The 24,241-nt window shown below is 70.0% G+C and carries 22 protein-coding genes and 1 tRNA gene; 13 read left to right on the forward strand and 10 right to left on the reverse strand.

The annotated features are described in order from the left end of the window. Window positions 1-47: 47 nt before the first annotated feature. Window positions 48-3,074: a DUF6531 domain-containing protein gene (locus ACZZ0J_RS10535; RefSeq protein WP_463436761.1), complete on the reverse strand. Its 3,027-nt coding sequence runs from the start codon at window positions 3,072-3,074 to the stop codon at window positions 48-50. A 106-nt stretch (window positions 3,075-3,180) separates the two neighbouring features. Then, the gene (locus ACZZ0J_RS10540; RefSeq protein WP_027466625.1) at window positions 3,181-3,462 is read right to left on the reverse strand and encodes a hypothetical protein; all 282 of its coding nucleotides are present in this window, start codon (window positions 3,460-3,462) and stop codon (window positions 3,181-3,183) included. A 213-nt stretch (window positions 3,463-3,675) separates the two neighbouring features. Between ACZZ0J_RS10540 and ACZZ0J_RS10545 the strand changes: the two genes are divergently transcribed. The 7 genes from ACZZ0J_RS10545 (at window position 3,676) to pstB (ending at window position 12,206) form a co-directional block, all read left to right on the forward strand. Then, window positions 3,676-4,671 carry a DUF418 domain-containing protein gene (locus ACZZ0J_RS10545; protein ID WP_463436764.1) on the forward strand — a complete coding sequence of 332 codons (996 nt, stop codon included), beginning with the start codon at window positions 3,676-3,678 and terminating at the stop codon, window positions 4,669-4,671. A gap of 75 nt (window positions 4,672-4,746) precedes the next feature. Next, entirely contained in the window at window positions 4,747-6,912 is a 2,166-nt protein-coding gene (locus ACZZ0J_RS10550; protein ID WP_123293277.1) for an RNA degradosome polyphosphate kinase, read from the forward strand. Further along, a complete protein-coding gene (locus ACZZ0J_RS10555) occupies window positions 6,909-7,856 on the forward strand; it encodes an NUDIX hydrolase (protein ID WP_123671493.1) in 948 nt (315 codons plus the stop codon). Before ACZZ0J_RS10550 ends, ACZZ0J_RS10555 begins: the two co-directional genes overlap by 4 nt. Before the next feature lie 210 nt (window positions 7,857-8,066). Next, a complete protein-coding gene (gene pstS, locus ACZZ0J_RS10560) occupies window positions 8,067-9,170 on the forward strand; it encodes a phosphate ABC transporter substrate-binding protein PstS (RefSeq protein ID WP_123340918.1) in 1,104 nt (367 codons plus the stop codon). 173 nt (window positions 9,171-9,343) lie between these two features. Further along, entirely contained in the window at window positions 9,344-10,294 is a 951-nt protein-coding gene (pstC, locus tag ACZZ0J_RS10565) for a phosphate ABC transporter permease subunit PstC (protein WP_123340919.1), read from the forward strand. Between the two features lie 12 nt (window positions 10,295-10,306). After that, window positions 10,307-11,392, forward strand: coding sequence for a phosphate ABC transporter permease PstA (pstA, locus tag ACZZ0J_RS10570; protein ID WP_123340920.1), 1,086 nt, complete (start codon window positions 10,307-10,309; stop codon window positions 11,390-11,392). Window positions 11,393-11,426: 34 nt separating this feature from the next. Beyond that, window positions 11,427-12,206 (forward strand): phosphate ABC transporter ATP-binding protein PstB, encoded by a 780-nt coding sequence (pstB, locus tag ACZZ0J_RS10575; RefSeq protein WP_123340921.1) that lies wholly within the window; start codon window positions 11,427-11,429, stop codon window positions 12,204-12,206. Window positions 12,207-12,470: 264 nt separating this feature from the next. On the opposite strand, the gene ACZZ0J_RS10580 is transcribed toward pstB, so the two are convergent. The 3 genes from ACZZ0J_RS10580 to ACZZ0J_RS10590 all read right to left on the reverse strand — a co-directional run bounded on the left by ACZZ0J_RS10580 (window position 12,471) and on the right by ACZZ0J_RS10590 (window position 15,134). Beyond that, on the reverse strand, window positions 12,471-13,340 hold the full coding sequence (locus ACZZ0J_RS10580; RefSeq protein ID WP_194671678.1) for an anti-sigma factor: 870 nt from the start codon (window positions 13,338-13,340) through the stop codon (window positions 12,471-12,473). Continuing rightward, window positions 13,337-13,936, reverse strand: coding sequence for an ECF RNA polymerase sigma factor SigK (gene sigK / locus ACZZ0J_RS10585; protein ID WP_123293272.1), 600 nt, complete (start codon window positions 13,934-13,936; stop codon window positions 13,337-13,339). Before sigK ends, ACZZ0J_RS10580 begins: the two co-directional genes overlap by 4 nt. A gap of 568 nt (window positions 13,937-14,504) precedes the next feature. Further along, window positions 14,505-15,134 carry a DNA-directed RNA polymerase subunit beta gene (locus ACZZ0J_RS10590; protein ID WP_463436769.1) on the reverse strand — a complete coding sequence of 210 codons (630 nt, stop codon included), beginning with the start codon at window positions 15,132-15,134 and terminating at the stop codon, window positions 14,505-14,507. 126 nt (window positions 15,135-15,260) lie between these two features. On the opposite strand from ACZZ0J_RS10590, the gene ACZZ0J_RS10595 reads away from it, so the two are divergent. From ACZZ0J_RS10595 to ACZZ0J_RS10610, 4 genes are all read left to right on the forward strand, one after another. Continuing rightward, window positions 15,261-15,422 carry a DUF2207 domain-containing protein gene (locus ACZZ0J_RS10595; protein ID WP_146249745.1) on the forward strand — a complete coding sequence of 54 codons (162 nt, stop codon included), beginning with the start codon at window positions 15,261-15,263 and terminating at the stop codon, window positions 15,420-15,422. Between the two features lie 52 nt (window positions 15,423-15,474). After that, window positions 15,475-15,547 (forward strand) — tRNA-Lys (locus ACZZ0J_RS10600). 102 nt (window positions 15,548-15,649) lie between these two features. Continuing rightward, window positions 15,650-16,399 carry an SGNH/GDSL hydrolase family protein gene (locus ACZZ0J_RS10605; protein WP_194647440.1) on the forward strand — a complete coding sequence of 250 codons (750 nt, stop codon included), beginning with the start codon at window positions 15,650-15,652 and terminating at the stop codon, window positions 16,397-16,399. 170 nt (window positions 16,400-16,569) lie between these two features. Continuing rightward, on the forward strand, window positions 16,570-16,890 hold the full coding sequence (locus ACZZ0J_RS10610) for a hypothetical protein (RefSeq protein WP_111085292.1): 321 nt from the start codon (window positions 16,570-16,572) through the stop codon (window positions 16,888-16,890). A 188-nt stretch (window positions 16,891-17,078) separates the two neighbouring features. On the opposite strand, the gene ACZZ0J_RS10615 is transcribed toward ACZZ0J_RS10610, so the two are convergent. Together ACZZ0J_RS10615 and ACZZ0J_RS10620 are read right to left on the reverse strand one after the other, a co-directional pair. Then, window positions 17,079-18,011 (reverse strand): aldose 1-epimerase family protein, encoded by a 933-nt coding sequence (locus tag ACZZ0J_RS10615; protein ID WP_463436771.1) that lies wholly within the window; start codon window positions 18,009-18,011, stop codon window positions 17,079-17,081. Next, a complete protein-coding gene (locus ACZZ0J_RS10620) occupies window positions 18,008-18,853 on the reverse strand; it encodes a DeoR/GlpR family DNA-binding transcription regulator (RefSeq protein ID WP_463436773.1) in 846 nt (281 codons plus the stop codon). Before ACZZ0J_RS10620 ends, ACZZ0J_RS10615 begins: the two co-directional genes overlap by 4 nt. Window positions 18,854-18,917: 64 nt before the next feature. Here ACZZ0J_RS10620 and galT point away from each other — a divergent pair, with 64 nt between their 5' ends. Beyond that, complete coding sequence (gene galT, locus ACZZ0J_RS10625; protein ID WP_194647437.1) at window positions 18,918-20,015, forward strand: galactose-1-phosphate uridylyltransferase; 1,098 nt, start codon at window positions 18,918-18,920, stop codon at window positions 20,013-20,015. After that, the gene (gene galK, locus ACZZ0J_RS10630) at window positions 20,012-21,148 is read left to right on the forward strand and encodes a galactokinase (protein ID WP_463436775.1); all 1,137 of its coding nucleotides are present in this window, start codon (window positions 20,012-20,014) and stop codon (window positions 21,146-21,148) included. Before galT ends, galK begins: the two co-directional genes overlap by 4 nt. 123 nt (window positions 21,149-21,271) lie before the next feature. On the opposite strand, the gene ACZZ0J_RS10635 is transcribed toward galK, so the two are convergent. The 3 genes from ACZZ0J_RS10635 to glyA all read right to left on the reverse strand — a co-directional run bounded on the left by ACZZ0J_RS10635 (window position 21,272) and on the right by glyA (window position 24,192). Beyond that, window positions 21,272-21,775, reverse strand: a complete 504-nt coding sequence (locus tag ACZZ0J_RS10635; RefSeq protein ID WP_463436777.1) for a hypothetical protein — start codon at window positions 21,773-21,775, stop codon at window positions 21,272-21,274. Window positions 21,776-21,959: 184 nt separating this feature from the next. Further along, window positions 21,960-22,871 (reverse strand): tetrahydrofolate dehydrogenase/cyclohydrolase catalytic domain-containing protein, encoded by a 912-nt coding sequence (locus ACZZ0J_RS10640; RefSeq protein WP_123671583.1) that lies wholly within the window; start codon window positions 22,869-22,871, stop codon window positions 21,960-21,962. Between the two features lie 16 nt (window positions 22,872-22,887). Further along, complete coding sequence (glyA, locus tag ACZZ0J_RS10645) at window positions 22,888-24,192, reverse strand: serine hydroxymethyltransferase (protein ID WP_463436779.1); 1,305 nt, start codon at window positions 24,190-24,192, stop codon at window positions 22,888-22,890. Window positions 24,193-24,241: the final 49 nt, after the last annotated feature.

Raw genomic sequence — 24,241 nt, forward strand, 5'->3', positions numbered from 1 at the left:
GTCGTACTCGAACGAGGTGACCCCGTCGAGACCGTTGACGACCTGGATCAGCTGCCCCGCGGGGTCGTAGCGGAACCGACGACGGCCGAAGCGTGCGTCGTGGCTGGAGACGAGCCTCCCGGCCTGGTCGTACCGGAACCGCGCGGTGCCGGAACCCGGAGTCGTCTGCGTGACCCACGTCCGACGGCGTCGTACGTGACCTCCTCGACCTCGCCGGTGGGCAGGGTCCGGGCCACGACGCGGGAGTCCGCGTCGTAGGCGAGCGTCGTCCGCGCACCGGCGGCATCGGTCGCCGCGGCGGGACGACCGCAGGCGTCGTACTCGTACGTGGAGCGCGCGCCCGAGGGAGCGATCAACGCGACGACACGACCGGCGAGGTCACGTTCGAGTCGGGTCAGTCCGCCTTCGCCGTCGACGAGTTCGACGGGCCGACCGGCGGCGTCGTAGGTGATGAGTTCGGAACCGGTCTCGTCAGACGTGGACTCGACGGGTCGGCCGTACTCGTCGAACCGGACGGTCGCGGTGTCGAAAGCGTCGCGCAGGGTCGCGACGCCGGTCGCGACGTCGTCCGAGAACTCCTGGCGGACGCCCGTCGGGTCGACGGTCGCCGTCAGCTCGCCGACGACGTCGTACTCACGACGCCAGGTCGCGCCCGCGGGGTCGGTGACGGACTGGAGGCGCGACAACGCGTCGTGCGCGAACGTCCAGACCGCGTCGCCCGGCAATGCGAGCTCCGCCAGGTTCCCCTGGTCGTCGAACGTCCGCGAGACACGCCGACCCAGCGGGTCGGTGGTCGTCGCGAGCTCGCCGTTCGGGGCGTAGTCGAACGTGGTCCGAGCGCCGAGCGGGTCCACGACTGCTGCGATGCGTGAGCCGGCGCCGTACTCGAAGCGCCAGACGGCTCCGTCGGCGTCACGTCGTTCGACGAGCAGCCCGGCGGCGTCGTAGCGGTACTCGCTCCGTGCGCCGGAGGGGCTGACCGCGGCAACCGGGTGACCGGCCGGATCGCGCTCGATGCGAGCGGTGTCGCCGACGGCGTTCGTGGTCGCGACGAGCTCGCCGAACGCGTCGTGGTCGAAGGTCAGGACCACGCCGGTCGGGTCGACGACGTGGGTGAGGGCGCCGTCTTCCCAGGTCAACTCAGTCCGGCCGCCGATCGGGTCGGTGATGACCGACGGATCGCGGTCATCGCCCACGTACTCGTACGCGACGACGGCGCCGGCTTCGGTGACGACGGTCGTGACGCGGTCCTGCTCGTCGTACCCGGAGGTCAGGTCGCCGCCGGACGGCGTGACGGTGCGGGTCTTCCGGCCGCGGTCGTCGTACGCGTGGACGGTCACCGACCCGTCGCGCTCGGTCGCCGACACCAGGTTGCCGTGCCGGTCGTAGCTCATCGACTGGCGGCGGTCATCGGAGTCGATGACCCCGACGAGACGACCCTTGGCGTCGGCGATGTAGGAGCTCGACCGCGAGCCGTCGAGGTCGGACACCACCGTGACCCGGCCGGGCAGGTACGCGAACCGCACTGTTCGGCCGTGCGGACTGACCTGCTCGACGACGCGGCGCTGGTCGTCGTAGGTGTTGTCGACCTCGACGACACCGGCTGCGCTCGTGACCGTGGTGATCAGGTCGTCGTCGTTCCAGCCGTAGGTCCGGGTACCGACGGCATCGGTCGCCGTGACGAGGCGGCCCCGGTCGTCGTACCCGTACTCGACCCGGCGGCCGTCGGACGCGCGGAGCACCGCGACCCGGCCGTCGACGTGGTCGACGTCGATCGAGCGTCCGCGCTCGTGCACCAGACGCACGACGACGTCGTCACTGTCCCGTTCGACGCGGACCGCAGTACCGGCGCCGCCCCGCTGCCCGAGCCACTGCCCGGACGGCGAGAACTCGATGCGCTCGCCCTGGTTGTCGCGGACGACGAGCCGGTCGCCCTCGGCCGCGAGCCAGCGGTTCTCGCCGACTCCGCGCGCCCAGCCCTCGCCGTCGCGCGGGAACCGGACCTGACGGCCGTCGGCCCCGACGAAGGATGCGCCCTCGTCGTCGAGGAGCAGGCGGGTCTCGAGGATCGACGCCCACCCCGGACCGAAGAGCCCGACGTGCTGGTCGAGGGAGTTGTACATGCGGGTGACCTGCAGCGCTGCAGATGCACCGGTGAACCCGAGGTCGAGCTCCGGTTCGAGGAAGTTGCCCGTCGTGGTGTTGACCGGGTCCATCGAGTAGCCGGTCGTCGGCTGGGCCCCGTAGGCCGACGGCGGATCGAACTGCAGGTCGGTGCGGGACTGCGAGACCCCCGCGGCGGCCAGGGCTGCGGCGAGCGCGGCGTCTGAGACCGTGGAGACAGCGCCTTCACCGCCGGCAGCAGCGAATGCGTCGGCGATGGTGTTCGCCCAGGTGACGTCCTGGCCGTTGGCGGCGAGCCACTTGTCGAACGCCGACACGAGCCCGTCGGCGTTGATCGTGCCCCACGAGCACTTCGTCGCGAAGTCGTCGAGCTTGCCGCGGAGCCCCGCGGGCTTGCCGGCGAGGTCGCTGTTGAGCGACGTCGATCCGGTGGCGAAGGAACGCAGGTCCTCCGGTTTCGCCGACGACGTCCCGCCACCACCGCCACCACCGGCGCCGGGGTTGGGCGTCTGACGCGTCGTCGACTTTGCGCTGGCAGGCGCGAAGGTCGGAGCATCCTCGTGCTTGACCTCGGGCGGGTTGTCGTTACCGCTGGCCCAGTCGACGGCGACCTCGATGAAGTTGCGGTTCTCGTGGTGTTCGTACCAGTCGCTCGCCGTCTTGCGGCGAGCGTTCTCGCTCTTGGCGGCTTCCTTCATCTGGTCGACCCAGCCCGCAACCGTGCGCAGGTTCGTGGCGATGTCCTCGGCGTCGCTCTTCGCGGTGCCGGCGTTCTGCGCGAAGAGCTCGGAGAAGTGCCCGCGGAACTCCAGCGACGCGGTGGTGACGTAGGACTGCCGCGAGCCGGCCTGCCCCTCGATCGACTCGGCTGCGCCGTTCAGCGCCGTGCGGAGTGCGTCGGCCGTGCCGTTGTCGAACTTGACCGGATCGTTGCCGTGCAGGTCAGCCATGGTTCATCCCCCGAAGTCGTACTGGTCGTGCTGGTCACGCGGCCCCACCGACCGCGAACGCCCGGACCGCCGCGAGCGCGACGGTCCGGGCGGAACGAGTGGCTGCTTACGCGCCGCCACCCGCGGTGAAGATGTCCTGCGAGATCTTGTCGAGCTGCGTGCGGAGCTGCTCGAGTTCGGTCTTCGCCTTGTCGAGGGCGGCCTTGGTCTCCGGCCAGGTCGACCCACGGAAGGTCGCCGCGAGCGGGCCGTCCCAGACGTTCGAGTCGGACAGGATCCGGCCCTGGGCGTCGAGCTGCGAGATCTGGTCGGTGAAACCACCGTTGATGATCGACTGGACCTGACGGATGGCGGTCTTGGCCTGCTCGGTCGAAAGGACACGCGACATGATGAACCTCTTTCATTCGTAGCTGCACCCCCGCGCAGTGGAATCCCCCGGAGGCTCTGACGGGACCCACCATACCCACAAACCGGCGCAGATGTCACCGTTCGTATATCGTGACCATTCCTCCATGCCGTAGCGCGGCACCTGCGGTGATGTACTGAATATCATCCGTCGGGACGACGCGGGACGGGTGCCCCCTCCGCTGGGATCGGAGGCATGACCACCTCGCCGCAACTCCCCCACCGCGCACACCTGCTCGACGCCGTCCGCGGGTTCGCACTCGCCGGCATCATCGCCGTGAACATCGCTGACATCACCGAGATCGGGGCAGCCCTCGACCCGATGCACGACGACCCCGTGCGGGACGTGCTCGACTTCACCGTGCAGACGCGCTTCGTCCCGGTGTTCGCGTTCCTCTTCGGCATGGGCCTGTGGTTCATGCAGGACGGCGCGCGCCGACGTGGTGCGGCCGTCTGGGCGGTGCTCGTCCGCCGGTTGGTCGCCCTCTTCGCCATCGGCGCACTGCTCTGGCTGATCTACCCCGGGAACATCCTGGCGGAGTACGGCGTGGTCGGTCTCGTGGTGATGCCGTTCGTCCTGCTGCTCCCCCGGCTCCCGGTGCTGCTGCTCGGGGCCGTGGGGACGGTCGCCGCGTACGTGTCCACCGGCGGCGGTGTGCTGAGCCTGCCCGGACTCATGCTGCTCGGCGCCGGGTCGGCCGCGTTCGGGCTGCCGTGGGTCGCCGAGCGCGGCACCAGGTGGATCGCCGCGGTGTTCGAGGGCGCTGCCGTCGCAGCGGTCCCGGCAGTGCTGTGGCAGACGACCACGCCCGGCGATCCGCGCTTCACCACACCGGGCGGCATCGCCGGGGTCGTCATGGCGATCGCGTACACGGCCGGGTTCGCCCTGCTCTGGCACACTCCGGCGCAGCGGGTGCTCGCAGCCGTGTTCGAGCCGCTCGGCCGGATGGCCCTGACGAACTTCGTGGCCGCGGCCGTCATCGCCTGGGTCGCGGGACCGGCCCTCGACCTGCGGCACAGTGCCGATTCGTGGCCGGTCGTCGTGATCGGAGTCCTCTCGATCACGGTGCAGTCGATCGCGAGCCGGCTCTGGCTGCGCCGGTTCACGTACGGCCCGGTCGAGTGGTCGTGGCGCGTCGTGACGCGGTGGGGCCACGTCCCGGTCCTGCGCCGACCGTCGACGTCCGGCTGAGCGCGTTCACCGCGTGTTTCCACAGCGTCCACCGGAGGCCCTCCGGCCACGGGGCCCGGGTGGCAGGATGTGGACATGGACACCGAACCGCAGCTCGACGGCGAATCCGTCGCACCCGACCTCGACGACTTCGACGAGGTCGTCGAGATCGAGCACGAGTCGCTGCCGTCGGACCGCTACTTCGACCGCGAGCTGAGCTGGCTGCGCTTCAACCAGCGGGTGCTCGAGCTGGGCGAGGACCGCACGCAGCCCCTGCTCGAGCGTGCGAACTTCCTGGCGATCTTCGCGTCCAACCTCGACGAGTTCTTCATGGTCCGGGTCGCGGGCCTGAAGCGCCGCATCGACACCGGCATCGCCGTGCCCACCAACGTCGGCCGTGCACCGAGCGACGTCCTGCGCGACATCGCGAAGAAGGCGCACGAGCTGCAGGACCGCCACGCCCAGGCGTTCATCGGGTCGCTCAAGCCCGACCTCGACGCCGCCGGCATCCACGTCGAGCACTGGTCCGACCTGGACGAGGCCGACCGGCTCCGGATGCGCGAGTACTTCAACGAGCAGATCTTCCCGGTGCTCATGCCCCTGGCAGTCGACCCGGCGCACCCGTTCCCCTACATCTCCGGGCTCTCGCTCAACCTGGCCGTCCGGGTCCGCAACCCGAAGTCGCAGCGGCAGGAGTTCGCACGCCTCAAGGTGCCGCAGAACTTCTCCCGCTTCATCAAGCTGCCGGACGACAACTCCGGCCGCATGCGCTTCATCCCCCTCGAAGACCTCATCGCGAACCACCTCGACGACCTGTTCCCGGGGATGGAGGTGCTCGAGCACCACGTGTTCCGGGTCACCCGCAACGAGGACGTCGAGATCGAGGAGGACGAGGCCGAGAACCTCATCCAGGCCCTCGAGCGCGAGCTGCTGCGTCGCCGGTTCGGTCCGCCCATCCGCCTCGAGATCACCGAGGACATGGACCCGGTGACCCTCGACCTGCTCGTGCGCGAACTCGACATCACCGAGCAGGAGGTCTTCCGGCTGCCGTCGCCGCTCGACCTCGGTGGACTGTTCGAGCTCTCGAAGATCAACCGCCCGGACCTGCACTACCCGAAGCACGTGCCGACGACCCCGGTGCAGTTCCAGCCCGGTGAGCCGAACACGAAGCCCGACCTGTTCCGTGCGATCAAGGCGAACGACGTCCTCGTGCACCACCCGTACGAGTCCTTCGCGACGAGCGTGCAGGCGTTCCTCGAGCAGGCCGCGGCCGACCCGCACGTGCTCGCGATCAAGCAGACGCTGTACCGCACCTCGGGTGACAGCCCCATCGTCGAGGCCCTGATCGACGCGGCCGCCGCGGGCAAGCAGGTCCTGGCGCTCGTCGAGATCAAGGCGCGCTTCGACGAGCAGAACAACATCACGTGGGCCCGCAAGCTCGAGAAGGCCGGCGTGCACGTCGTCTACGGCCTGGTCGGGCTGAAGACGCACTCGAAGCTCGTGCTCGTCATCCGGCAAGAGGGCGGCACGCTCAAGCACTACAGCCACATCGGCACGGGCAACTACAACCCGAAGACCTCGCGCATCTACGAGGACATGGGCCTCTTCACCGCGGACGACACCGTGGGCAAGGACCTGACGCGCCTGTTCAACGAGCTGTCCGGCTACGCGATCGAGAAGAAGTTCAAGCGGCTGCTCGTCGCGCCGTTGCACCTGCGCAAGGGGCTGCTCAAGCGGATCCAGACCGAGTCCGACAACGCCCGCGCCGGCAAGCCGTCCGGCATCCGGATCAAGGTCAACTCGATGGTCGACGAGCAGATCATCGACGCCCTGTACCTGGCCAGCCAGGCAGGCGTGCCGGTGGACGTCTGGGTGCGCGGCATCTGCTCGCTCAAGCCGGGGATGGAAGGCGTGAGCGACACCATCCGGGTGCGGAGCATCGTCGGGCGGTACCTCGAGCACTCCCGCGCGTTCGCGTTCCACAACGACGGCGACCCGGCGGTCTTCATCGGCAGCGCCGACATGATGCACCGCAACCTCGACCGCCGCGTCGAGGCCCTCGTCCGGCTGACGGCACCGGACCACATCGACGAGGTGCTCGCGATGTTCGACCTGGCGATGGCCGACACCGCGAGCTCGTGGCACCTCGAGTCCGACGGTGAGTGGACCCGCCACTCGACCGACGATGACGGTCGCCCGCTCGAAGACGTGCAGAATGTGACGATGCGGAAGATCTCGGCTCGGAAGCGCTCCACTCGGTGAGCGGCGGTCCCTCGGGCCCCGTCCTCGCCGCCGGCGCAGTCGTCTGGCGCGAACAGGACGGCACGCCCCTCGTGCTGCTCATCCACCGCGACCACCACAAGGACGTCTCGCTGCCCAAGGGCAAGGTGGACCCGGGCGAGGCCGTCCCGACGACCGCCGTGCGCGAGATCGACGAGGAGACCGGGTACCGCGTGCACCTCGGCGCCCCGCTCGGCACCGCGGAGTACGTGCTGCCGAACGGTCGCGACAAGGTCGTGCACTACTGGGCCGCCCGTGTCTCGTCGAAGGAGTACGCCCGCGCGGGTGACTTCACCCCGAACCACGAGGTCGCCGCCCTCGAGTGGGTCACGATCGACGACGCCCGCAACCGTCTGACGTACGAGCGCGACGTGGCGATCCTCGACCGGTTTGCCGAACGCGCCGCCGCCGGCCACCACCGCACGTTCGCCCTGATCGCGCTCCGGCACGCGAAGACCGTGCCCGGCTCCGACTGGAACGGCCCGGACGCCACCCGTCCACTCCTGCCCGTCGGTCGTTCGCAGGCCAAGGCCGCGGCATCGCCCGTCGCCGCGTTCGGCCCGAAGAAGATCGTGAGCAGCACGGCGGCCCGGTGCCTCGCCACCGTCGAACCGCTGTCCGCCACCACGAAGCTCGGCGTCTCGAGCACCCCGGACATCAGCCAGGACGCCCACGACCGCGGCGCCGCCGACGTCAAGGGCGTCGTCCGCCGCCGGCTCGACAAGGGCAAGACCGCGGTGCTGTGCTCGCACGGGCCGGTGGTGCCGGACATCATCGCCCGGATCGCCACCGCGACGGCCGACGACTCCGGCCGGTTCGACCTCCGCCGCGCCGCGATGCTCTCGGTCGGCGACTTCTCGGTGATGCACATCGCCGGCGAGACCCTCGTCGCCGTCGAGACGCACCGCAACACGATCCCGGCGTAGCGACCGCACGCCCTGCACCCGGCCACGTGCCGGGCGTCCGCCGCGCCCGGAACGCGATCCGCGCCTCCCGGTCGGCACAACCCCTCGTTCACCTTCCGTTCACCAACGCGCGTGATCCCCGTCACCTCGCGTCCCTACAGTCGCTCCCGGGTCGGCACCGGCCCAGGGACCGCAGTGGTCCCACTGCACCCCATCCCCGAAGGGACCCCTGTGAACATCAAGCGAATCGGTTCGATCGCAGCAATCGCGATCGCCGGCGCAGTCGTGCTCTCCTCGTGCGCGGCGAACGAGGACGCGGGCAGCACCGAGTCCTCCTCGAGCAACTCCGGCTCCTCGAGCCTCACCGGAACCCTGACCGGCTCCGGCTCCTCCGCCCAGCAGACCGCGCAGGCAACCTGGGCCGCCGGTTTCCAGGACCAGGCCTCGGGCGTCACGGTCAACTACACGCCCGATGGTTCGGGCGCCGGCCGCAAGAACTTCATCTCGGGTGCCGCGGACTTCGCCGGCTCCGATGCAGCACTGAACGACGAGGAGCTCTCGGGCTCCTTCGACCTGTGCAAGGCCGACACCAAGGCCATCGACATCCCGGTCTACATCTCCCCGATCGCGATCGCCTACAAGGTCGACGGCGTCAGCGACCTGACCCTCGACGCGAAGACCATCGCGGGCATCTTCTCGGGCAAGATCACCAAGTGGAACGACTCCGAGATCGCCTCGCTGAACAAGGACGCGAAGCTGCCGGACGCGAACATCACGGTCGTGCACCGCTCCGACGACTCGGGCACCACGCAGAACTTCTCGGAGTACGTCTCCGCGAACGCCGGCGACGTCTGGACCGAAGAGCCGAGCCAGACCTTCCCGTACTCGGTCGGTGACAGCGCGAAGGGCACCTCCGGTGTCGCCTCCGCCATGGGCAGCGCCTCCAACGCGATCACCTACATCGACGACTCCGGCGCGGGTGACCTCGACAAGGCGAAGCTGATGGTCGGCGACAAGGCCACCGAGATCTCGGCCGACGGCGCCGCGCAGGTCGTCGCCGACTCGAAGGTCGCCACCGGCCGCGAGGACAACGACCTCGCGATCGACATCGACCGCAAGGACACCGCTGACGGTGCCTGGCCGCTCGTCCTCGTCTCCTACGCCATCGCGTGCCAGGAGTACAAGGACTCGGACAAGGCCGACCTGGTCAAGGGCTTCCTGAGCTACGTCGTCACCGGCGACGCCCAGGACGCCGCGGCGAAGGAGGCCAAGTCGGCCGCCCTGTCGTCCGACCTGGCCGAGAAGGCCGCTGCCGCGGTCGACTCCATCAAGTAAGACCCCCAAGCGCCCGGACGCCGGTCCCACCCACCTGACCGGCGTCCGGGCCCTTGCTCGTCGCGACGCGAGCAGCCCGGCTCCACCGCCAGCGCCCGTCCGACCAGCACCCCGTTCCACGCTCCACCACCCGAACCCGTCGCCTCCCCCGGCGTTCCTCCGACAGGAGTCCCATGACGACCGCACCGGCCCAGCCAGGGGCCACCGTCACCCCGACCAAGCCGAAGGCCGTCGTCCGCGTCGGTGACCGGGTGTTCTCCGCCGCCTCGGTGATCGCCGGTGGCCTCATCCTGTTCGTGCTCGTGCTCGTCGCCGCGTTCCTCGTCTGGCAGAGCATCCCGGCGTTCGCCGCCAAGGTCGGCGAGCTGCCGAACAACGCCACGAACTTCTGGGACTACGTCGGCCCCCTGGTCTTCGGCACCGTCTGGTCCGCGCTCATCGCGCTCGTGATCGCGGTCCCGCTCGCCCTCGGCATCGCCCTGTTCATCTCGCACTACGCACCGCGACGCCTCGCCCCGGTGCTCGGCTACGTCATCGACCTGCTCGCCGCGGTCCCGTCGGTCGTCTACGGCCTCTGGGGCATCGTGGTGCTGGCGCCGTTCGTGAAGCCGTTCTACGGCTTCCTGAACGAGTACCTCGGCTGGTTCCCGCTCTTCTCCGGCCAGGTGTCCGGCACCGGCCGCACCATCCTGACCGCGTCGATCGTCCTCGCCGTGATGGCGATCCCGATCATGACGGCCGTCATGCGCGAGATCTTCCTGCAGGCGCCCACGCTCAACGAGGAAGCCGCCCTGGCCCTCGGTGCGACGCGCTGGGAGATGATCCGCCTGTCCGTGCTGCCGTTCGCGAAGTCCGGCATCGTGTCCGCGATCATGCTCGGGCTCGGACGTGCCCTGGGCGAGACGATGGCGATCGCCCTGGTGCTGTCGGTCTCGACGAACGTCACCTTCCAGATGCTGACCTCGCAGAACCCCTCGACGATCGCCGCGAACATCGCGCTGCAGTTCGCCGAGGCATCGGGGACCGCCCTGAACGCCCTGATCGCGTCGGGTCTGATCCTGTTCGTCATCACCCTGGTCATCAACATGCTCGCGCGGTACATCGTCCGCACGCGGGTCAGCTGAGAGGTCCACCCGATGTCCCTCGCCCTCCGTCAGACCGGCACCGCCGGCAACGTCTACGCCAACGGCAAGCTGCACCGCTCGGTTCCGTGGCTGCTGCTGGTCGGCAGCTGGGTCGCCCTGGTGGCCGTGTTCGCCCTGCTCAACGCCGGCGGCTCGGTCAAGGACTTCAACGTCGTCGCAGCGCTCTTCCTCGGCACCGTCCTGTTCGACGTCCTGATCGTGGTCGTCTCGCGCATCGTCGAAGGAGGACGCCAGGCCGTCGACCGGCTCATCACCTCGCTCGTCATCACCGCCTTCGTCATCGCGGTCCTGCCGCTGGTGTCGCTGCTCTGGACGGTCCTGGCCGACGGTCTCGCCCGTTTCGACGCGAACTTCTTCTCGTACTCGATGCGCGGGGTGATCTCCGAGGGTGGCGGCGCGATCCACGCGCTGATCGGCACGCTCGAGATCACGCTGTTCGCGGCGCTCATCTCGGTGCCGATCGGGCTGCTCACCTCGATCTACCTGGTCGAGTACGGCCGCGGCGCACTGGCGAAGGGCATCACGTTCTTCGTCGACGTCATGACGGGCATCCCGTCGATCGTCGCCGGCCTGTTCGCGTACGCACTGTTCGCGCTGTTCCTCGGCCCCGGTGCCCGCTTCGGCCTGGTCGGCTCGGTCGCCCTGTCGGTGCTGATGATCCCGATCGTCGTGCGCTCCACCGAAGAGGTGCTGAAGATCGTGCCGATGGAGCTCCGCGAAGCGTCCTACGCCCTCGGGGTGCCGAAGTACCTCACGATCCTCAAGGTCGTCCTCCCCACGTCGCTCGCCGGCATCACCACCGGCGTCATGCTCTCCATCGCCCGCGTCATCGGCGAGACGGCCCCGCTGCTCGTCACCGCCGGCTTCACCGCGAGCATGAACTACGACCTGTTCAAGGACCCGATGATGACCCTGCCGGTGTACGCGTACACGCAGTACTCGCAGCAGGGCGCCAACCCGCAGCCGTTCGTCGACCGTGCCTGGACCGCCGCGCTGGTGCTCATCCTCATCGTGATGGTGCTCAACCTGCTCGCCCGGTTCGTCACCCGACTCTTCGCCCCCAAGCTCTCGCGCTAGCGAACCCACTTCCCCACCCACCAGAAGGATCAACGTGTCCAAGCGCATCGAGGTCGACGGCCTCAACGTCTACTACTCGAAGTTCAAGGCGGTCGAGGGTGTCGACATCACCATCGAGCCCCGCACCGTCACCGCCTTCATCGGCCCCTCCGGCTGCGGCAAGTCCACCTTCCTCCGCACCCTGAACCGCATGCACGAGGTCATCCCCGGCGCATGGGTCGAGGGCTCGGTCAAGATCGACGGCGACGACCTGTACGGCCCCGGGGTCGACCCGGTGCTCGTCCGTCGCCAGGTCGGCATGGTCTTCCAGCGTCCGAACCCGTTCCCGACGATGTCCATCAAGGACAACGTGCTCGCGGGCGTGAAGCTCAACAACAAGCGCGTCTCGAAGTCCGAGGCCGACGACATCGTCGAGCGGTCCCTGCAGGGCGCGAACCTGTGGAACGAGGTCAAGGACCGCCTCGACAAGCCCGGCATGGGCCTGTCCGGTGGGCAGCAGCAGCGTCTCTGCATCGCACGCGCCATCGCGGTGCAGCCCGACGTGCTGCTGATGGACGAGCCCTGCTCGGCGCTCGACCCGATCTCCACCCTGGCCATCGAGGACCTGATCGAGGAGCTCAAGAAGGAGTTCACGATCGTGATCGTCACGCACAACATGCAGCAGGCCTCGCGCGTCAGCGACAAGACGGCGTTCTTCAACATCGCCGGCACCGGCGCACCGGGCAAGCTCATCGAGTTCGACGACACCACCACGATGTTCTCGAACCCGTCCGTCCAGGCCACCGAGGACTACGTCTCGGGTCGCTTCGGTTGATCGGCAGCCGTTCGTCGTGCTGACGGACGACCGGGAGGCCCGGTGCACGTCCGCCACGGACGCGCACCGGGCCTTCGTGGTCGCGCTGGGTGCGTTGCTCGTGCCGACGCGGAACGACACCCTCGATGTCGTGCGACGTCGACCTGGTCGCTCGTTGCAGGCGCTCCATGTTGCATACGCGCTGGAACGACGAAACCGCTGTCGTATGACAGCGGTTTCGTCGTTCTGCGTCGGAGCCGGGGCGGGGTCGGTCTTTCGGGAGGGTCAGGCCGAGGTGGTCGGGACCGCCATGATCGGCGTCGTGGTCGGCTGCTCCGAACCACCGGCCGGCTCGACCGTCATGCCGATCGTCGCGCCGTCGGACATCGAGCCCTTCAGCACGGCCGAGTGCACGCCGTCGGCGACACCGTCGACCAGGCCGGCCGACTTGATCGTGCCGCCCTCGTTCTCGGAGCCGATGTACCAGAGCTCGTACGTCTTGCCCTTCGGGGCCTGGGCGACACCGTCGAGGATGACCGCTGACTTGCCGAGGTCACCCGACCACACGACCGTGGCCGTGCCGCCGCCCTCGACCTTGGTGGTGCTGCGCTGGAAGTCCGACGCGGCGTAGATGCGGTCGAGGCCGCTCGAAGCCTGCGTGGTGCCGGTCCCCGGTCCGTCGGCCGGACCGTTCGCGACGCCGACACCCAGGCCGACACCGAGGAAGACCACGGCGACCGCAGCAGCACTGGTGAGCATGGCTGCCGGACGCTGGAACCAGCGGCGGCGAGCCTCGGAGGTCGCCCGGCCACCGGTGGTGGAGCCGTCGGCGATCGAGGCGACGTGCCTGGCGGGCTCGGGACGGGCCTCCTGGACGGATGCCGTGTCGACGGCAGGAGCCGTCTCGGCCAGTGGTGCAGCCTGCGGGGTCGTCGCGATCTGGGCCAGCAGCGACGCGCGGAGCGACGTCGGCGGCTCGATCGGAGCGGCGGCGAAGGCGAGCTGCAGCGCGGTCTCGCGCAGCGAGTCGGCCTCGGCCTGGAGTTCGGGCGACGTCGTGAGGACGTCCTCGAGGAGCATGCGCTCATCGTCGGACAGCGCGTCGAGTGCGTAGGAACCCGTCAGCAGGGCGGGGTCGTCGTGTCGTTCGGTCATGAGGTCACCCCCATCTCGTCTCGGAGTCGGATCATCCCGTCACGGAGACGGGTCTTGACGGTGCCGATGGGGACACCGAGTTGTTCGGCCATCTCGCTGTGCGAGAAGCCTCCGTAGTACGCGAGCTGCACGGCCTGCCGCTGGAACTCGGTCAGCTTGGCCAGGGCCCTGCCGACACGTTCGTGTTCGATGCGGATCTCGACCGACTCGGAGACCTGGTCGAAACCGGACTCGAGGTCGCGGATACCGATCTTCGTGTCCCGGTCGTGCGAGGCCTGCGACGCCCGGACCCGGTCCACCGCTCGGCGGTGCGCCATGGTCAGGACCCAGCTGGAGGCGGTCCCGCGCTTCCGGTCGAACCGGGTGGCCTGTTGCCAGACTTCGAGGAAGACCTCTTGCGTGACCTCTTCGGACTGGGCGCGGTCCCGGAGGAGCCGCGTCACGAGTCCGAGGACCCGGCCGGAGAGGACGTCGTAGAGGTCCGCGAAGGCGGCTTGGTCACCGGAGGCAACCCGCGCCAAGAGGTCGTCCGGCGATGCCTGGGCTGGCTCTGACGAGCTCCAGCGTTCGGTGTCGCTATCCACGAGGGCAAGCATTGCAGGTTTCCCTCCTCTCGGGTGCTTCGGCGACCGGTTGTGGCCGTTCTGTCAGGGGTGCTGCGTGATGCGGTGGTGCTGTGCTGCGGTCGCGCCCCGGGTAGGACGAAGCCGCCGCGTCGTGCGGTCGAGACGAGAGGCCAGCGTGACCCACAGGGAATTGACCGGCGGATACCGGTCCGGGTCACGCCGGGCCTCTCGCGTTCGTGACGGTCATCAAGTCCGTCACGCTGATGATTCGGCGCGGTGCCCGTGGTGGATTGGATCGGATGCCGAGAAGTTGTCGGGACGCCGCGTCCGGGCCCTCTGTCGGGCACGCCCGGGTCCGGATCTGTCCACCGAGAGTGAACAGGGCAGCGGACACAGCCGACGCGTCGTAGAGTTGGTGTCGCCGGGCCGCAGCAAGCCCCGGGCTCCAAAATTCGCCGCTTCGAGCGGCCTCGCGCCGAGAGGCGCTTCTGCGGCCCGGTTCTTCTCTGCCCTGCGGCTCTGTCCCGCGGCTCTGCCTGCGGCTGTGCCCTTCGGCGTTCTGCCGGGAGGCCCGACGCGGGTCCGGCGCGTTCGCTCGCTAGTCCAGGCTCTCGCGACGCCAGAGCGCCGCCGCCTCGGTCAGGTCGGCCGCCAGCTCCGTGAGACGGAGCGCACGCCGCGTCAGCTCGCTCGCGCGGCCGGTCGCGGTCAGGTCGGAGTCGTCCGCCACCGCAGTCGCACCGGCCGCGGTCAGACGGCAGAACGCCGCCCCACGGTCGAGCGCCACCGCGAAGTCGCCCGTGTACAGCCCGTGCAGGATTCGGTCCGCCAGGGTGAGGATCTCGGCAGGACCAGTCGGCTGCTCCGCCCCCGCGACGGCCTGGTCGATCGTGCCGATGCGCTCGGTGCCGCGTTGGAAGAAGTACGCGATCTCCTCCGGGTTCTGCCGGATCACGGTGCGGACGAGGTACACCCGCCACAGGGCACCCGGCAGGGTGTGCGCACCCACCCGCGCCCAGAGGTCGGCGATCGCGTCGATGCCGTGCACGTCCGTGTAGGTCACGAGCCGCTCCACCACCGCGGGGTCCGGGTCCTGACGCACCCGGTGCAGCAGCGCGTTCGCGGTCTCGTGCGCGACGCGGTTCACGACGGCGGGGTCCTCGCCGCCCTGGATCGCGGCGAACTCGGCATCGGTGAAGTGGACAGGACGGTGGTGATCGCGAGGCACCGCGTCAGTGTAGGCACGGCCGGTGACACGCCCGCCCTCCGTTCGCCCAGAACGCAACGGCGGCGCCGCGGGTACGGTGTCTCGTCGGGAGGCGCTCCTCCCGAACGTGAAGGAGAGGACTCCCCCATGAACCCGTTGCTCATCATCCTGGCCGTCATCGCGGTCATCCTGCTGTTCGTCGGTGGCTTCACCGCGAGCCTCAAGTTCCTGCTGTGGGTCGGCATCGTGCTGCTCATCGTGGCCGTCGTCCTGTGGCTGCTGCGGACGCTCACCGGGCGTCGCGGCTGACCGTCGACACCAGGTTCTTCTAGAGGCCCTCACCCGCTAGCCTTGCGGGTGAGGGCCTCTAGCTCAGTTGGTAGAGCACCGGACTTTTAATCCGAGGGTCGTGGGTTCGAGCCCCACGGGGCCCACACTCTCCTGAACGCCGGCTTTTCATCCGAGGGTCGTGGGTTCGAGCCCCACGGGGCCCACCATCAGACTCATCCGGACGTCCGTTGTCTAGAATGTGGCGGGTGGCACGACGACTCCTCCCCGGCATCGCGCTCGGAGCCATGGCTCTCGGCGTCAGCGGGCTGCTCGTCATCCTGCCGACCGTGTCGAGTGCCTGCCAGCCCATCTCGACGTCGTCGAGCGTCTCCTCCGCCGAGGTCGCGGACGCGATCGTCCCCGGCTCGCACGTCCTGATCGTCGGCGACTCCTACACCACCGGCCGCGGCTCCACCAGCGGCGTCCACGGATGGGCGCAGGACCTCGCAGCCGACCGCAACTGGGACGCCACCATCGACGGCTACCCGGGAACGGGCTACGTCGACACCGGGCGCACCGGGTCCTCGCACTACACGTTCGGCCCCCGCCTCGAACGGCACGCCACGACCGATGCTCCGCAGCTCGTCATCGTGCAGGGCAGCCAGAACGACTGGCTCGTCGACTCGTCGACGCTGCAGGCCCGCGTCGAGCAGACCCTCCGCGCGGCGGAACAGACCTGGCCGGACGCCGTCGTCGTGGCGCTCGGGCCGTCAGCGCCGATGCCGCGGGCGAAGGCGAACGTCGGGGTCGCCGCCTCGGTCTCCGCGGGAGCGGCTGCTGCGGGTGTGCCGTTCATCGACCCGCTCGCCGGACAGTGGTTCACCGCGGCGAACAGCCCGGGCTACGCGGCGATCGACGGCGGGCACCTCAACGACGCCGGCTACCAGTACATGGCCGGACGGGTCTCGGACTCCCTCGACGCGCTCGCTGCGCCCGACGACGAACGCTGCGCCTGACCTCGGGTTCGTGTTCGGGGTACAAGTCGTCCCCAGCTGGCTCATGGCAGATCCCCTGCACACATCAGCCTGCGCACAGCCGACTGGTGGGCTGCCGCCGATAGTGTCGTTCCCGGATCCGACCACCGGATCCTGCAGCACCGCACCACCACGAACGAACGGGGTACACCGTGATCGAGCCCATCGAAGCCACGCAGACCAGCAGCACCGGGGACGCGCGCCGCATCGTCGAGCTCGCCGCCGCGACCAACACGACGATGAGCAACGAGCTCCTGCTCGACACGCTCCGTCGCAACGCGCAGGTCACGACCCGGCACATCCGCAAGGACTTCATCGAGGTCGCGACGGCCACCGCGGTGCTCGGCTACGTGTGCCGACAGCGCAAGGACTTCATCGCCCTGCGCGGGGACGACCCGGCCTGGGCGCACGAGGTCGGGCGCTACGCCAGCGAGTCCCTTGCGGTCGAGGCGCTCCGCATGCGCCGCGGCTGACCCGCAGCTGCCCGCCACGGACGCCGCCCCACACCGGGGCGGCGTTCGTGCTTCCAGTGGAGCGGTGACTCCCCCGCCGAAGCGACAGATCGCCGGCCGCACCCGCGACAACTCCGCCAGAGCGACACTGTGCCGCGAACCTTCGGCGGGACGGAGTCGCTTTCGCGAGACGGGTTGCGGCGGGGCGGTCAGGACCAGACGCGGCGGACGCCCCAGGTGCCCGTCCAGGTCTCGTCGGGCTCGAGCCACCGCAGGCCCTCGCCGGAGTTCAGGGCGTTGGCCGGAGCGGTCATCGGCTCGACCGCCACGGCCAGGCCCTTGGCGTCGCCACGCGGGTACTCCCGAGAGGTGAACACCTGCACGTACGGGAACGACGCGTCCTGCCAGAGCTGCACGCCGTCACCCTCGGGGCCGTGCAGGGTCGTGTGGCGGACACCGTCGGCGTCCGGGGTGATGTCCGAGTACGCGGTGTCGAGATCGGCGTCACCGGCACGCTGTCCCTGGCGCAGGTCGAACGAAGTGCCCTCCACCGACACGGAACCGTTCGGCACCTTCTGCTCGTCGACGGTGAAGGCGGTGGCGGCGTCGAGGGTGACGACGAGGTCCTCTGCGGGAGTGTCACCGGCGCGCAGGTACGGGTGCGCCCCCACGGCGAAGGGCGCGCGGGCTCCGGAACGGTTCGTGATCTCGTGCGTCACCCGGATGCCGTCGTCGACGAGCTCGTGGTGCACGCGGGTCTCGAGGGTGAACGGCCAGCCGTGCTGCGGGTGGATCGTGGCTTCCTGCACGATGCCCGTCTCGGTCTGCGACACCACGCGGTACGGCGCGAAGCGGAGCAGGCCGTGCGAGGCGTTGCCGTACTTCGGCTCCGAGACATCCAGCTGCTGCCGCTTGCCGTCGAGCTCCCAGACCCCGCCGGCGACGCGGTTCGGCCACGGCACGAGCACGATCCCGTTGGCGCCGGGCGGCTGCTCGGTGACGGGGAACGGCTCGGTCAGGTCGAAGCCGGCGACGCGGAGTTCTCGGATGCCGGCAGCGACCTCGGTCACGACGGCCTCGACGACGCCGTCCGGTCCGGCGTGGTGCAGGCGGTACTGGCCACCGGTGGGTGCTGCGGTCATGGGGTGTGGTTCCTTCCGGGTGTGTCCTCGCCGTCCGCGACGACGACCTCGACGCCGCCCGCCCGGATCGTGGCGACCGCGTCCGCCTCGGCCTCGGCGGTGACGACGACGTCGATGTCCTCGAGCGCGCGGACGACCCCGATGTGGGCCCGGCCGAACTTCGACCCGTCCGCGACGACGACGGTACGCCGAGCCGTGGCCGCGAGCACCCGCTTCGCCTCGGTCTCGGGCAGGTTGACGTTGGTCAGACCGTGCGCGACGTCCACACCGGTGCCACCGAGGAACACGATGTCGGCGGCGATCATCGGCAACAGGGTGTTGTTGAACGGTGCGACGAGCGAGTGCTGGAGCGGCCGGAGGGTGCCGCCGGTGACGATCACGGTGAACCGCGGCACGGCGCGCTCGAGGGCCAGTGCGGTGGTCAGCGAGTTCGTGACGACGGTGACGTCGGACAGCTCCGTGCGGGCGACGAGCGCCTCGGCGACCGCGGCCGGGGTGGTGCCGACGTCGAGCACGACGCACTCGCCGGACCGCACGAGCGCTGCGGCCGCACGGCCGATGGCGGCCTTGGCCACCTGGTGCTCGACGGCGGTCTCCTCGAAGGGGCGCTCGGTGGACCCGGCCCCGAGGCGGACCGCGCCGCCGTGCACCCGGCGGATCCGGGCCTCCTGGTCGAGGACCGCGAGGTCCTGCCGGACCGTCACCTCACTCGTGCCGAGCGACGCGGCCAGCGCGGCGGTCCGGACCATACCGGGTGCACCCTCGACGATGGAGACGATGCGGTCCTGCCGCAGCGGCGCGGGCAGCGATCCGGCCAGGAAGGAGAGGTCGTCGTCGGTCACGGCTCTAGTTTCGCTTGCTTCCGAAGACTTTCGCAACGCTTCGGATCGGCGCTAGGCTGTTCCGGTGATCACCAAGCGCGTGACGAAGCTCGCGGACGGCCGCGACCTGTTCTACTTCGACGATGCGGACAGCACACTGCCCGCTGAGCGTGCCATCGACGAGCGTGCGCTCGATCCTCGGCCCGAGACCGCGCGGATGCGCCAGGACGTCCTGACCGGCGAATGGGTCTCCATCGCCGCGAGCCGGCAGAACCGTGCGTTCCTGCCGCCGGCCGACCAGGACCCGCTCGCGCCGCAGACACCGCAGAACCCGTCCGAGATCCCGAGCACCTACGACGTCGCCGTGTTCGAGAACCGGTCACCGTCGTTCGGTCCGGCGCTCGAAGCCGATGACGCACCCGGCTCGCTCGACGCGCTGACCGACGTCGGCCTGAACCGGCAGCTGCGCAGCGTCGGCCGGTGCGAGGTCGTGTGCTTCTCGCCCGCGACCGAGGGGTCCTTCGCGTCGATCTCCGAGTCGCGTGCCCGCACCGTGGTCGAGGCCTGGGCGGACCGCACCGCCGCGCTCTCCGCCATGCCCGGCATCCAGCAGGTGTTCCCGTTCGAGAACCGCGGCGAAGCGATCGGTGTCACGCTGCACCACCCGCACGGGCAGATCTACTCGTACCCGTACATCACGCCCCGCACGCAGCGCCTGCTCGACTCCATCGAGCGCTTCGGGCCCGACCTGTTCGAGCAGCACCTGGCGAACGAGCGCGCCTCGGACCGGGTCGTGCTGCAGGGCGAGCACTTCACGGCGTTCGTGCCGTTCGCCGCACGCTGGCCCATCGAGATCCACATGCTGCCGCACCGCCACGTCCCCGACTTCGCCGGTCTGACCGAGGCCGAGAAGGACGAACTGGCCCACATGCACCTGCGCCTGACGCGGGGCATCGACAAGCTCTACGACGACCCGACCCCGTACATCGCCGCCTGGCACCAGGCGCCGGTGCACGTCGGGCGGGACACCGTGCGGCTCATGCTGCAGATCACGTCGCCGCGTCGGGCGGCGGACAAGTTGAAGTTCCTGGCCGGCAGTGAAGCCGCCATGGGCGCCTGGATCGGGGACCTCGTGCCCGAGAAGGCAGCCGAGTTCATCCGACAGGGAATCGAGCGAGCATGACGTTCCAGCAGGTCTACGGGTACGAGCCGGCGGTGCGGTACTCCGCCCCCGGCCGGGTCAACCTGATCGGTGAGCACACCGACTACAACGACGGGTACGTCCTGCCGTTCGCGATCGACCGGCGCACCAGCGCGTCGATCGCTCCGCGGCCGGACCGTCTGCTGCGCGTCTCGTCCGCGTTCGACGCCGGCACCGTGCTCGAGCTGTCGCTCGACGACCTCGACCCGTCGAACATGACCGGCTGGTCGGCGTACGTCTTCGGCATCGCCTGGGCGCTCCGCGAGCAGGCCGGCGCGGACCTGTCCGACACGACCGGGTTCGACGTCTTCATCGAGTCCGACGTCCCCGTCGGCGCGGGCCTGTCCTCCAGCGCAGCGATCGAGTGCGGCGTCGCACTCGCCTTCAACGACCTGTGGGAGCTCGGCCTCGACCGCAAGACCCTGGCGCGCGTCGGCCAGTACTCCGAGAACCACGCCGTCGGTGCCCCCACGGGGATCATGGACCAGTCCGCCTCCCTGCTCGGCGAGCAGGACGCCGTCGTGTTCCTGGACTGCCGCACGCTCGACACCGCCGTGGTCGACCTGGCGCTCGAGGCCAACGGGCTCGAGGTCCTGGTCATCGACACCCGGGTCGAGCACGCCCACGCCACCGGCGGGTACGCGGCTCGTCGGGCCTCGTGCGAGAAGGGTGCGCAGGTGCTCGGCGTCGAGGCCCTGCGTGACCTGAGCGTCGACGACCTGCCCCGTGCGCAGGAGCTGCTCGACGACGAGACCTTCCGCCGCGTGCGCCACGTCGTGACCGAGGACCAGCGCGTCCTCGACACCGTCCGGACGCTGCGCGAACAGGGCCCGCGGGCGATCGGTTCGCTGCTCGTCGCGTCGCACGAGTCGATGCGCGACGACTTCGAGATCTCCGTGCCGGAACTCGACCTGGCCGTCGCGACCGCGGTCGAGCACGGTGCGGTCGGTGCGCGGATGACCGGTGGCGGGTTCGGCGGTGCGGCGATCGCGTTGGTCGACCAGGGATCGCGTGCTGCGATCACCGAGGCCGTCACCGCCGCCTTCGCCGAGGCCGGCTACCGCGAGCCGAACGTCTTCACGGTGCACGCCGCGCAGGGCGCCCGCCGCGACTGAGCCCCTCACCGAGTCTCGGGCGAGTACCGGTGAGACTCGGGCTGGGCGACGGTTCTCGCGGTGCCGCCCCCGAGAACGGTCACTCACCGCGAGACTCGGGGCAGCGCGGCCGAGACTCGGGGGTCAGCGCGTCATGTGCCCCGTGGTGACGGTGACGCCGCCCCACGGGAAGCCGTGCGGGTGCAGCACCTCGTGCTGCACCTGGTCCATCACGAACTGGCTCTGCCACACCGTGTAGACCAGCACGCCGACGACGATGCACACCGGCACGGCCAGGTACGCCGAGTACCGGACGATGTCGCCGAGGGTGCGGTGCCCGGAGCGCGCGAGCGTCGGCGGCAGGACGATGCCGACGACGACCACGAGCAGCAGCAGTGCGAGTGCGGCCGGCGCGACGTGCCCTTCGACCTGCACCGTGACCGGCGCGGTCTCCAGGACCTTGCCGCCGTTGTCGATCCAGTTGTCGTCTGCGTCGACCCCGCCGTACCCCGACGACGTGCTCCAGAGCACCAGGTTCGGGGACAGCACCAGTGCGACGATCCCGACGAGTGCGAGTCCCCACGCACGCGGACGCAGCTTCCTGCCGGTGGCCGCCATCACGGGCGCGGTCTGGACGTTCTCCCCCATGCGGTGACCGTAGCACTGGGGGCGGCTCCGCACCCGTCCCCCGAACGCGCGGGGCGGGGGCGAGCCGCGCCTCCCGGCCGCCGCCACTGCCAAAGCGACAGAATCCCGCGAACTGTTCGCGGGATTCTGTCGCTTTCGCGGCACGAACCGCGGCACGGTCGGACGAACGGCCCGCCGCGCGCGCCTACTTCAGGTGGCGCTCCGCCGCCTCGACCACGTTCTTCATGAGCATCGCGCGGGTCATCGGGCCGACGCCGCCGGGCACCGGCGACATGAACCCCGCGACGGACGCGACGGCGGGGTCCACGTCACCGTGCAGCTTGGCCTTCCCCGTCTCGTCGTTCACCACGCGGGTGATGCCCACGTCGATCACGGCCGCACCGGGCTGGACCCAGTCCGGCTTGACGAGCCCGGCGACCCCGGCGGCCGCGATGACGATGTCGGCGCGACGGCACTCCGCGGCGACGTCCGCCGTCAGGGAGTGTGTGAGCGTCGCCGTCGCCTCGAGGCGGGTGAGCAACAGGCCGAGCGGACGCCCGACGGTGAGGCCCTGCCCGATGATCGTGACGTGCGCGCCCCGGATCGGGATGTCGTACGCCTCGAGCATCGCGACGATGCCCCGCGGGGTGCACGGCAGCGGGGCGTCGATCGTGCCTGCTCCACCGGGCACGGCGAGCACGAGCTCACCGAGGTTCGTCGGGTGCAGGCCGTCGGCGTCCTTCGACGGGTCCATCAGCTCGAGCATCGGCGTCGGGTCGATGCCCTCCGGCAGCGGGAGCTGCACGATGAACGCGGTGACCCGGGGGTCGTCGTTCATCTGCAGGATCGCGGCGCGGATGTCCGCGGCGGACGCCGTCGCGGGCAGGTCGATGCGGTGCGAGTCGAGCCCGATCTGCGCCGAGTCGCGGTGCTTGCCCGCGACGTAGGACAGCGAGCCCGGGTTCTCGCCGACGAGGATCGTGCCGAGGCCCGGACGGATGCCGTGCTCGTGCAACCGGTCGATGCGGACCCGCAGTTCGTCGAGGGTCCGGGCGGCGAGGGCGGTGCCGTCGATGCGGACGGCAGTGCCCTCGCCCGCCCATCGCTCGACGGGCAGGGGCTCAGGGCGTCGCTCACGCGTAGAGGGGGAACGCGTCGGTCAGGGTCTTCACCCGGGCCGAGAGCGCTGCGATGTCCGGGTTCGGCATGAGGGTCAGCGCGATGATGTCCGCGACCTCGGTGAACTCGGCGTCGCCGAAGCCACGCGTGGCGAGCGCCGACGTGCCGATGCGGACGCCCGAGGTGACCATCGGCGGACGCGGGTCGAACGGCACGGAGTTCCGGTTCACGGTGATGCCGACCTCGTGCAGCAGGTCTTCGGCCTGCTTGCCGTCGACCTCGGAGGTGCGCAGGTCGACGAGCACCAGGTGCACGTCCGTGCCACCGGTCAGGACGTCGACGCCGGCCGCGCGGGCGTCCGGCTGCGTGAGCCGATCCGCGAGCAAGCGGGCCCCGCGGATGGTGCGCTCCTGGCGGGCCTTGAACTCGGGGGTGCCGGCGAGCAGGAACGCGGTGGCCTTGGCGGCGATCACGTGCATGAGCGGGCCGCCCTGCTGACCCGGGAAGACCGCGGAGTTCAGCTTCTTGAACAGGGTCTCGTCGTTGGACAGGATGATGCCCGAGCGGGGGCCGCCGAGGGTCTTGTGCACGGTCGACGAGACGACGTGGGCGTGCGGGACCGGGGACGGGTGCAGACCGGCGGCGACCAGGCCGGCGAAGTGCGCCATGTCGACCCAGAGCTTCGCGCCGACCTCGTCCGCGATCTCACGGAACTTCGCGAAGTCGAGCTGGCGCGGGTACGCGGACCAGCCGGCGATGAGGACCTTCGGCTGGTGCTCGATGGCCTTGGCGCGGATGTCGTCGTAGTCGACCTCGAACGTCTCGGGGTCGACGCCGTACGCCACGGCGTTGTAGATGCGGCCGGAGAAGTTGAGCTTCATGCCGTGGGTCAGGTGACCGCCGTGCGCGAGCTCGAGGCCGAGGATCGTGTCACCGGCGCTGGCGATGGCGTGCAGGACCGCGGCGTTGGCCGTGGCGCCCGAGTGCGGCTGCACGTTCGCGTAGGAAGCCCCGAACAGCGCCTTGGCACGGTCGATGGCGAGCTGCTCGGCGACGTCGACGTACTCGCAGCCGCCGTAGTAGCGCTTGCCCGGGTAGCCCTCGGCGTACTTGTTGGTGAGGACGGAGCCCTGGGACTCGAGCACGGCACGCGGCACGAAGTTCTCGGACGCGATCATCTCGAGGGTGTCGCGCTGACGGCCGAGCTCCTGCTGCAGGACGGCGGCGATCTCGGGGTCGACCTCGGTGAGCGGGGCGTTGAAGGCTGCGCGGTCGGTGTCGACGGAGCCGTCGACGGCGGGCAGATCGGTGATGGACACGGTTCTCCTACGTGGGTTGGCGACGACCGGGAGGGTCGCGCACGGACGA

The sequence above is a fragment of the Curtobacterium sp. AC272 genome (assembly GCF_979258155.1).

Excerpts from the sequence above, each read along its gene's own strand:
- ACZZ0J_RS10535 (WP_463436761.1), bottom strand. The coding sequence starts at position 3,074 with ATGGCTGACCTGCACGGCAACGATCCGGTCAAGTTCGACAACGGCACG.
- ACZZ0J_RS10540 (WP_027466625.1), bottom strand. The coding sequence starts at position 3,462 with ATGTCGCGTGTCCTTTCGACCGAGCAGGCCAAGACCGCCATCCGTCAG.
- ACZZ0J_RS10545 (WP_463436764.1), top strand. The coding sequence starts at position 3,676 with ATGACCACCTCGCCGCAACTCCCCCACCGCGCACACCTGCTCGACGCC.
- ACZZ0J_RS10550 (WP_123293277.1), top strand. The coding sequence starts at position 4,747 with ATGGACACCGAACCGCAGCTCGACGGCGAATCCGTCGCACCCGACCTC.
- pstC (WP_123340919.1), top strand. The coding sequence starts at position 9,344 with ATGACGACCGCACCGGCCCAGCCAGGGGCCACCGTCACCCCGACCAAG.
- pstA (WP_123340920.1), top strand. The coding sequence starts at position 10,307 with ATGTCCCTCGCCCTCCGTCAGACCGGCACCGCCGGCAACGTCTACGCC.
- ACZZ0J_RS10580 (WP_194671678.1), bottom strand. The coding sequence starts at position 13,340 with ATGACCGAACGACACGACGACCCCGCCCTGCTGACGGGTTCCTACGCA.
- sigK (WP_123293272.1), bottom strand. The coding sequence starts at position 13,936 with ATGCTTGCCCTCGTGGATAGCGACACCGAACGCTGGAGCTCGTCAGAG.
- ACZZ0J_RS10595 (WP_146249745.1), top strand. The coding sequence starts at position 15,261 with ATGAACCCGTTGCTCATCATCCTGGCCGTCATCGCGGTCATCCTGCTG.
- ACZZ0J_RS10615 (WP_463436771.1), bottom strand. The coding sequence starts at position 18,011 with ATGACCGCAGCACCCACCGGTGGCCAGTACCGCCTGCACCACGCCGGA.
- galK (WP_463436775.1), top strand. The coding sequence starts at position 20,012 with ATGACGTTCCAGCAGGTCTACGGGTACGAGCCGGCGGTGCGGTACTCC.
- ACZZ0J_RS10635 (WP_463436777.1), bottom strand. The coding sequence starts at position 21,775 with ATGGGGGAGAACGTCCAGACCGCGCCCGTGATGGCGGCCACCGGCAGG.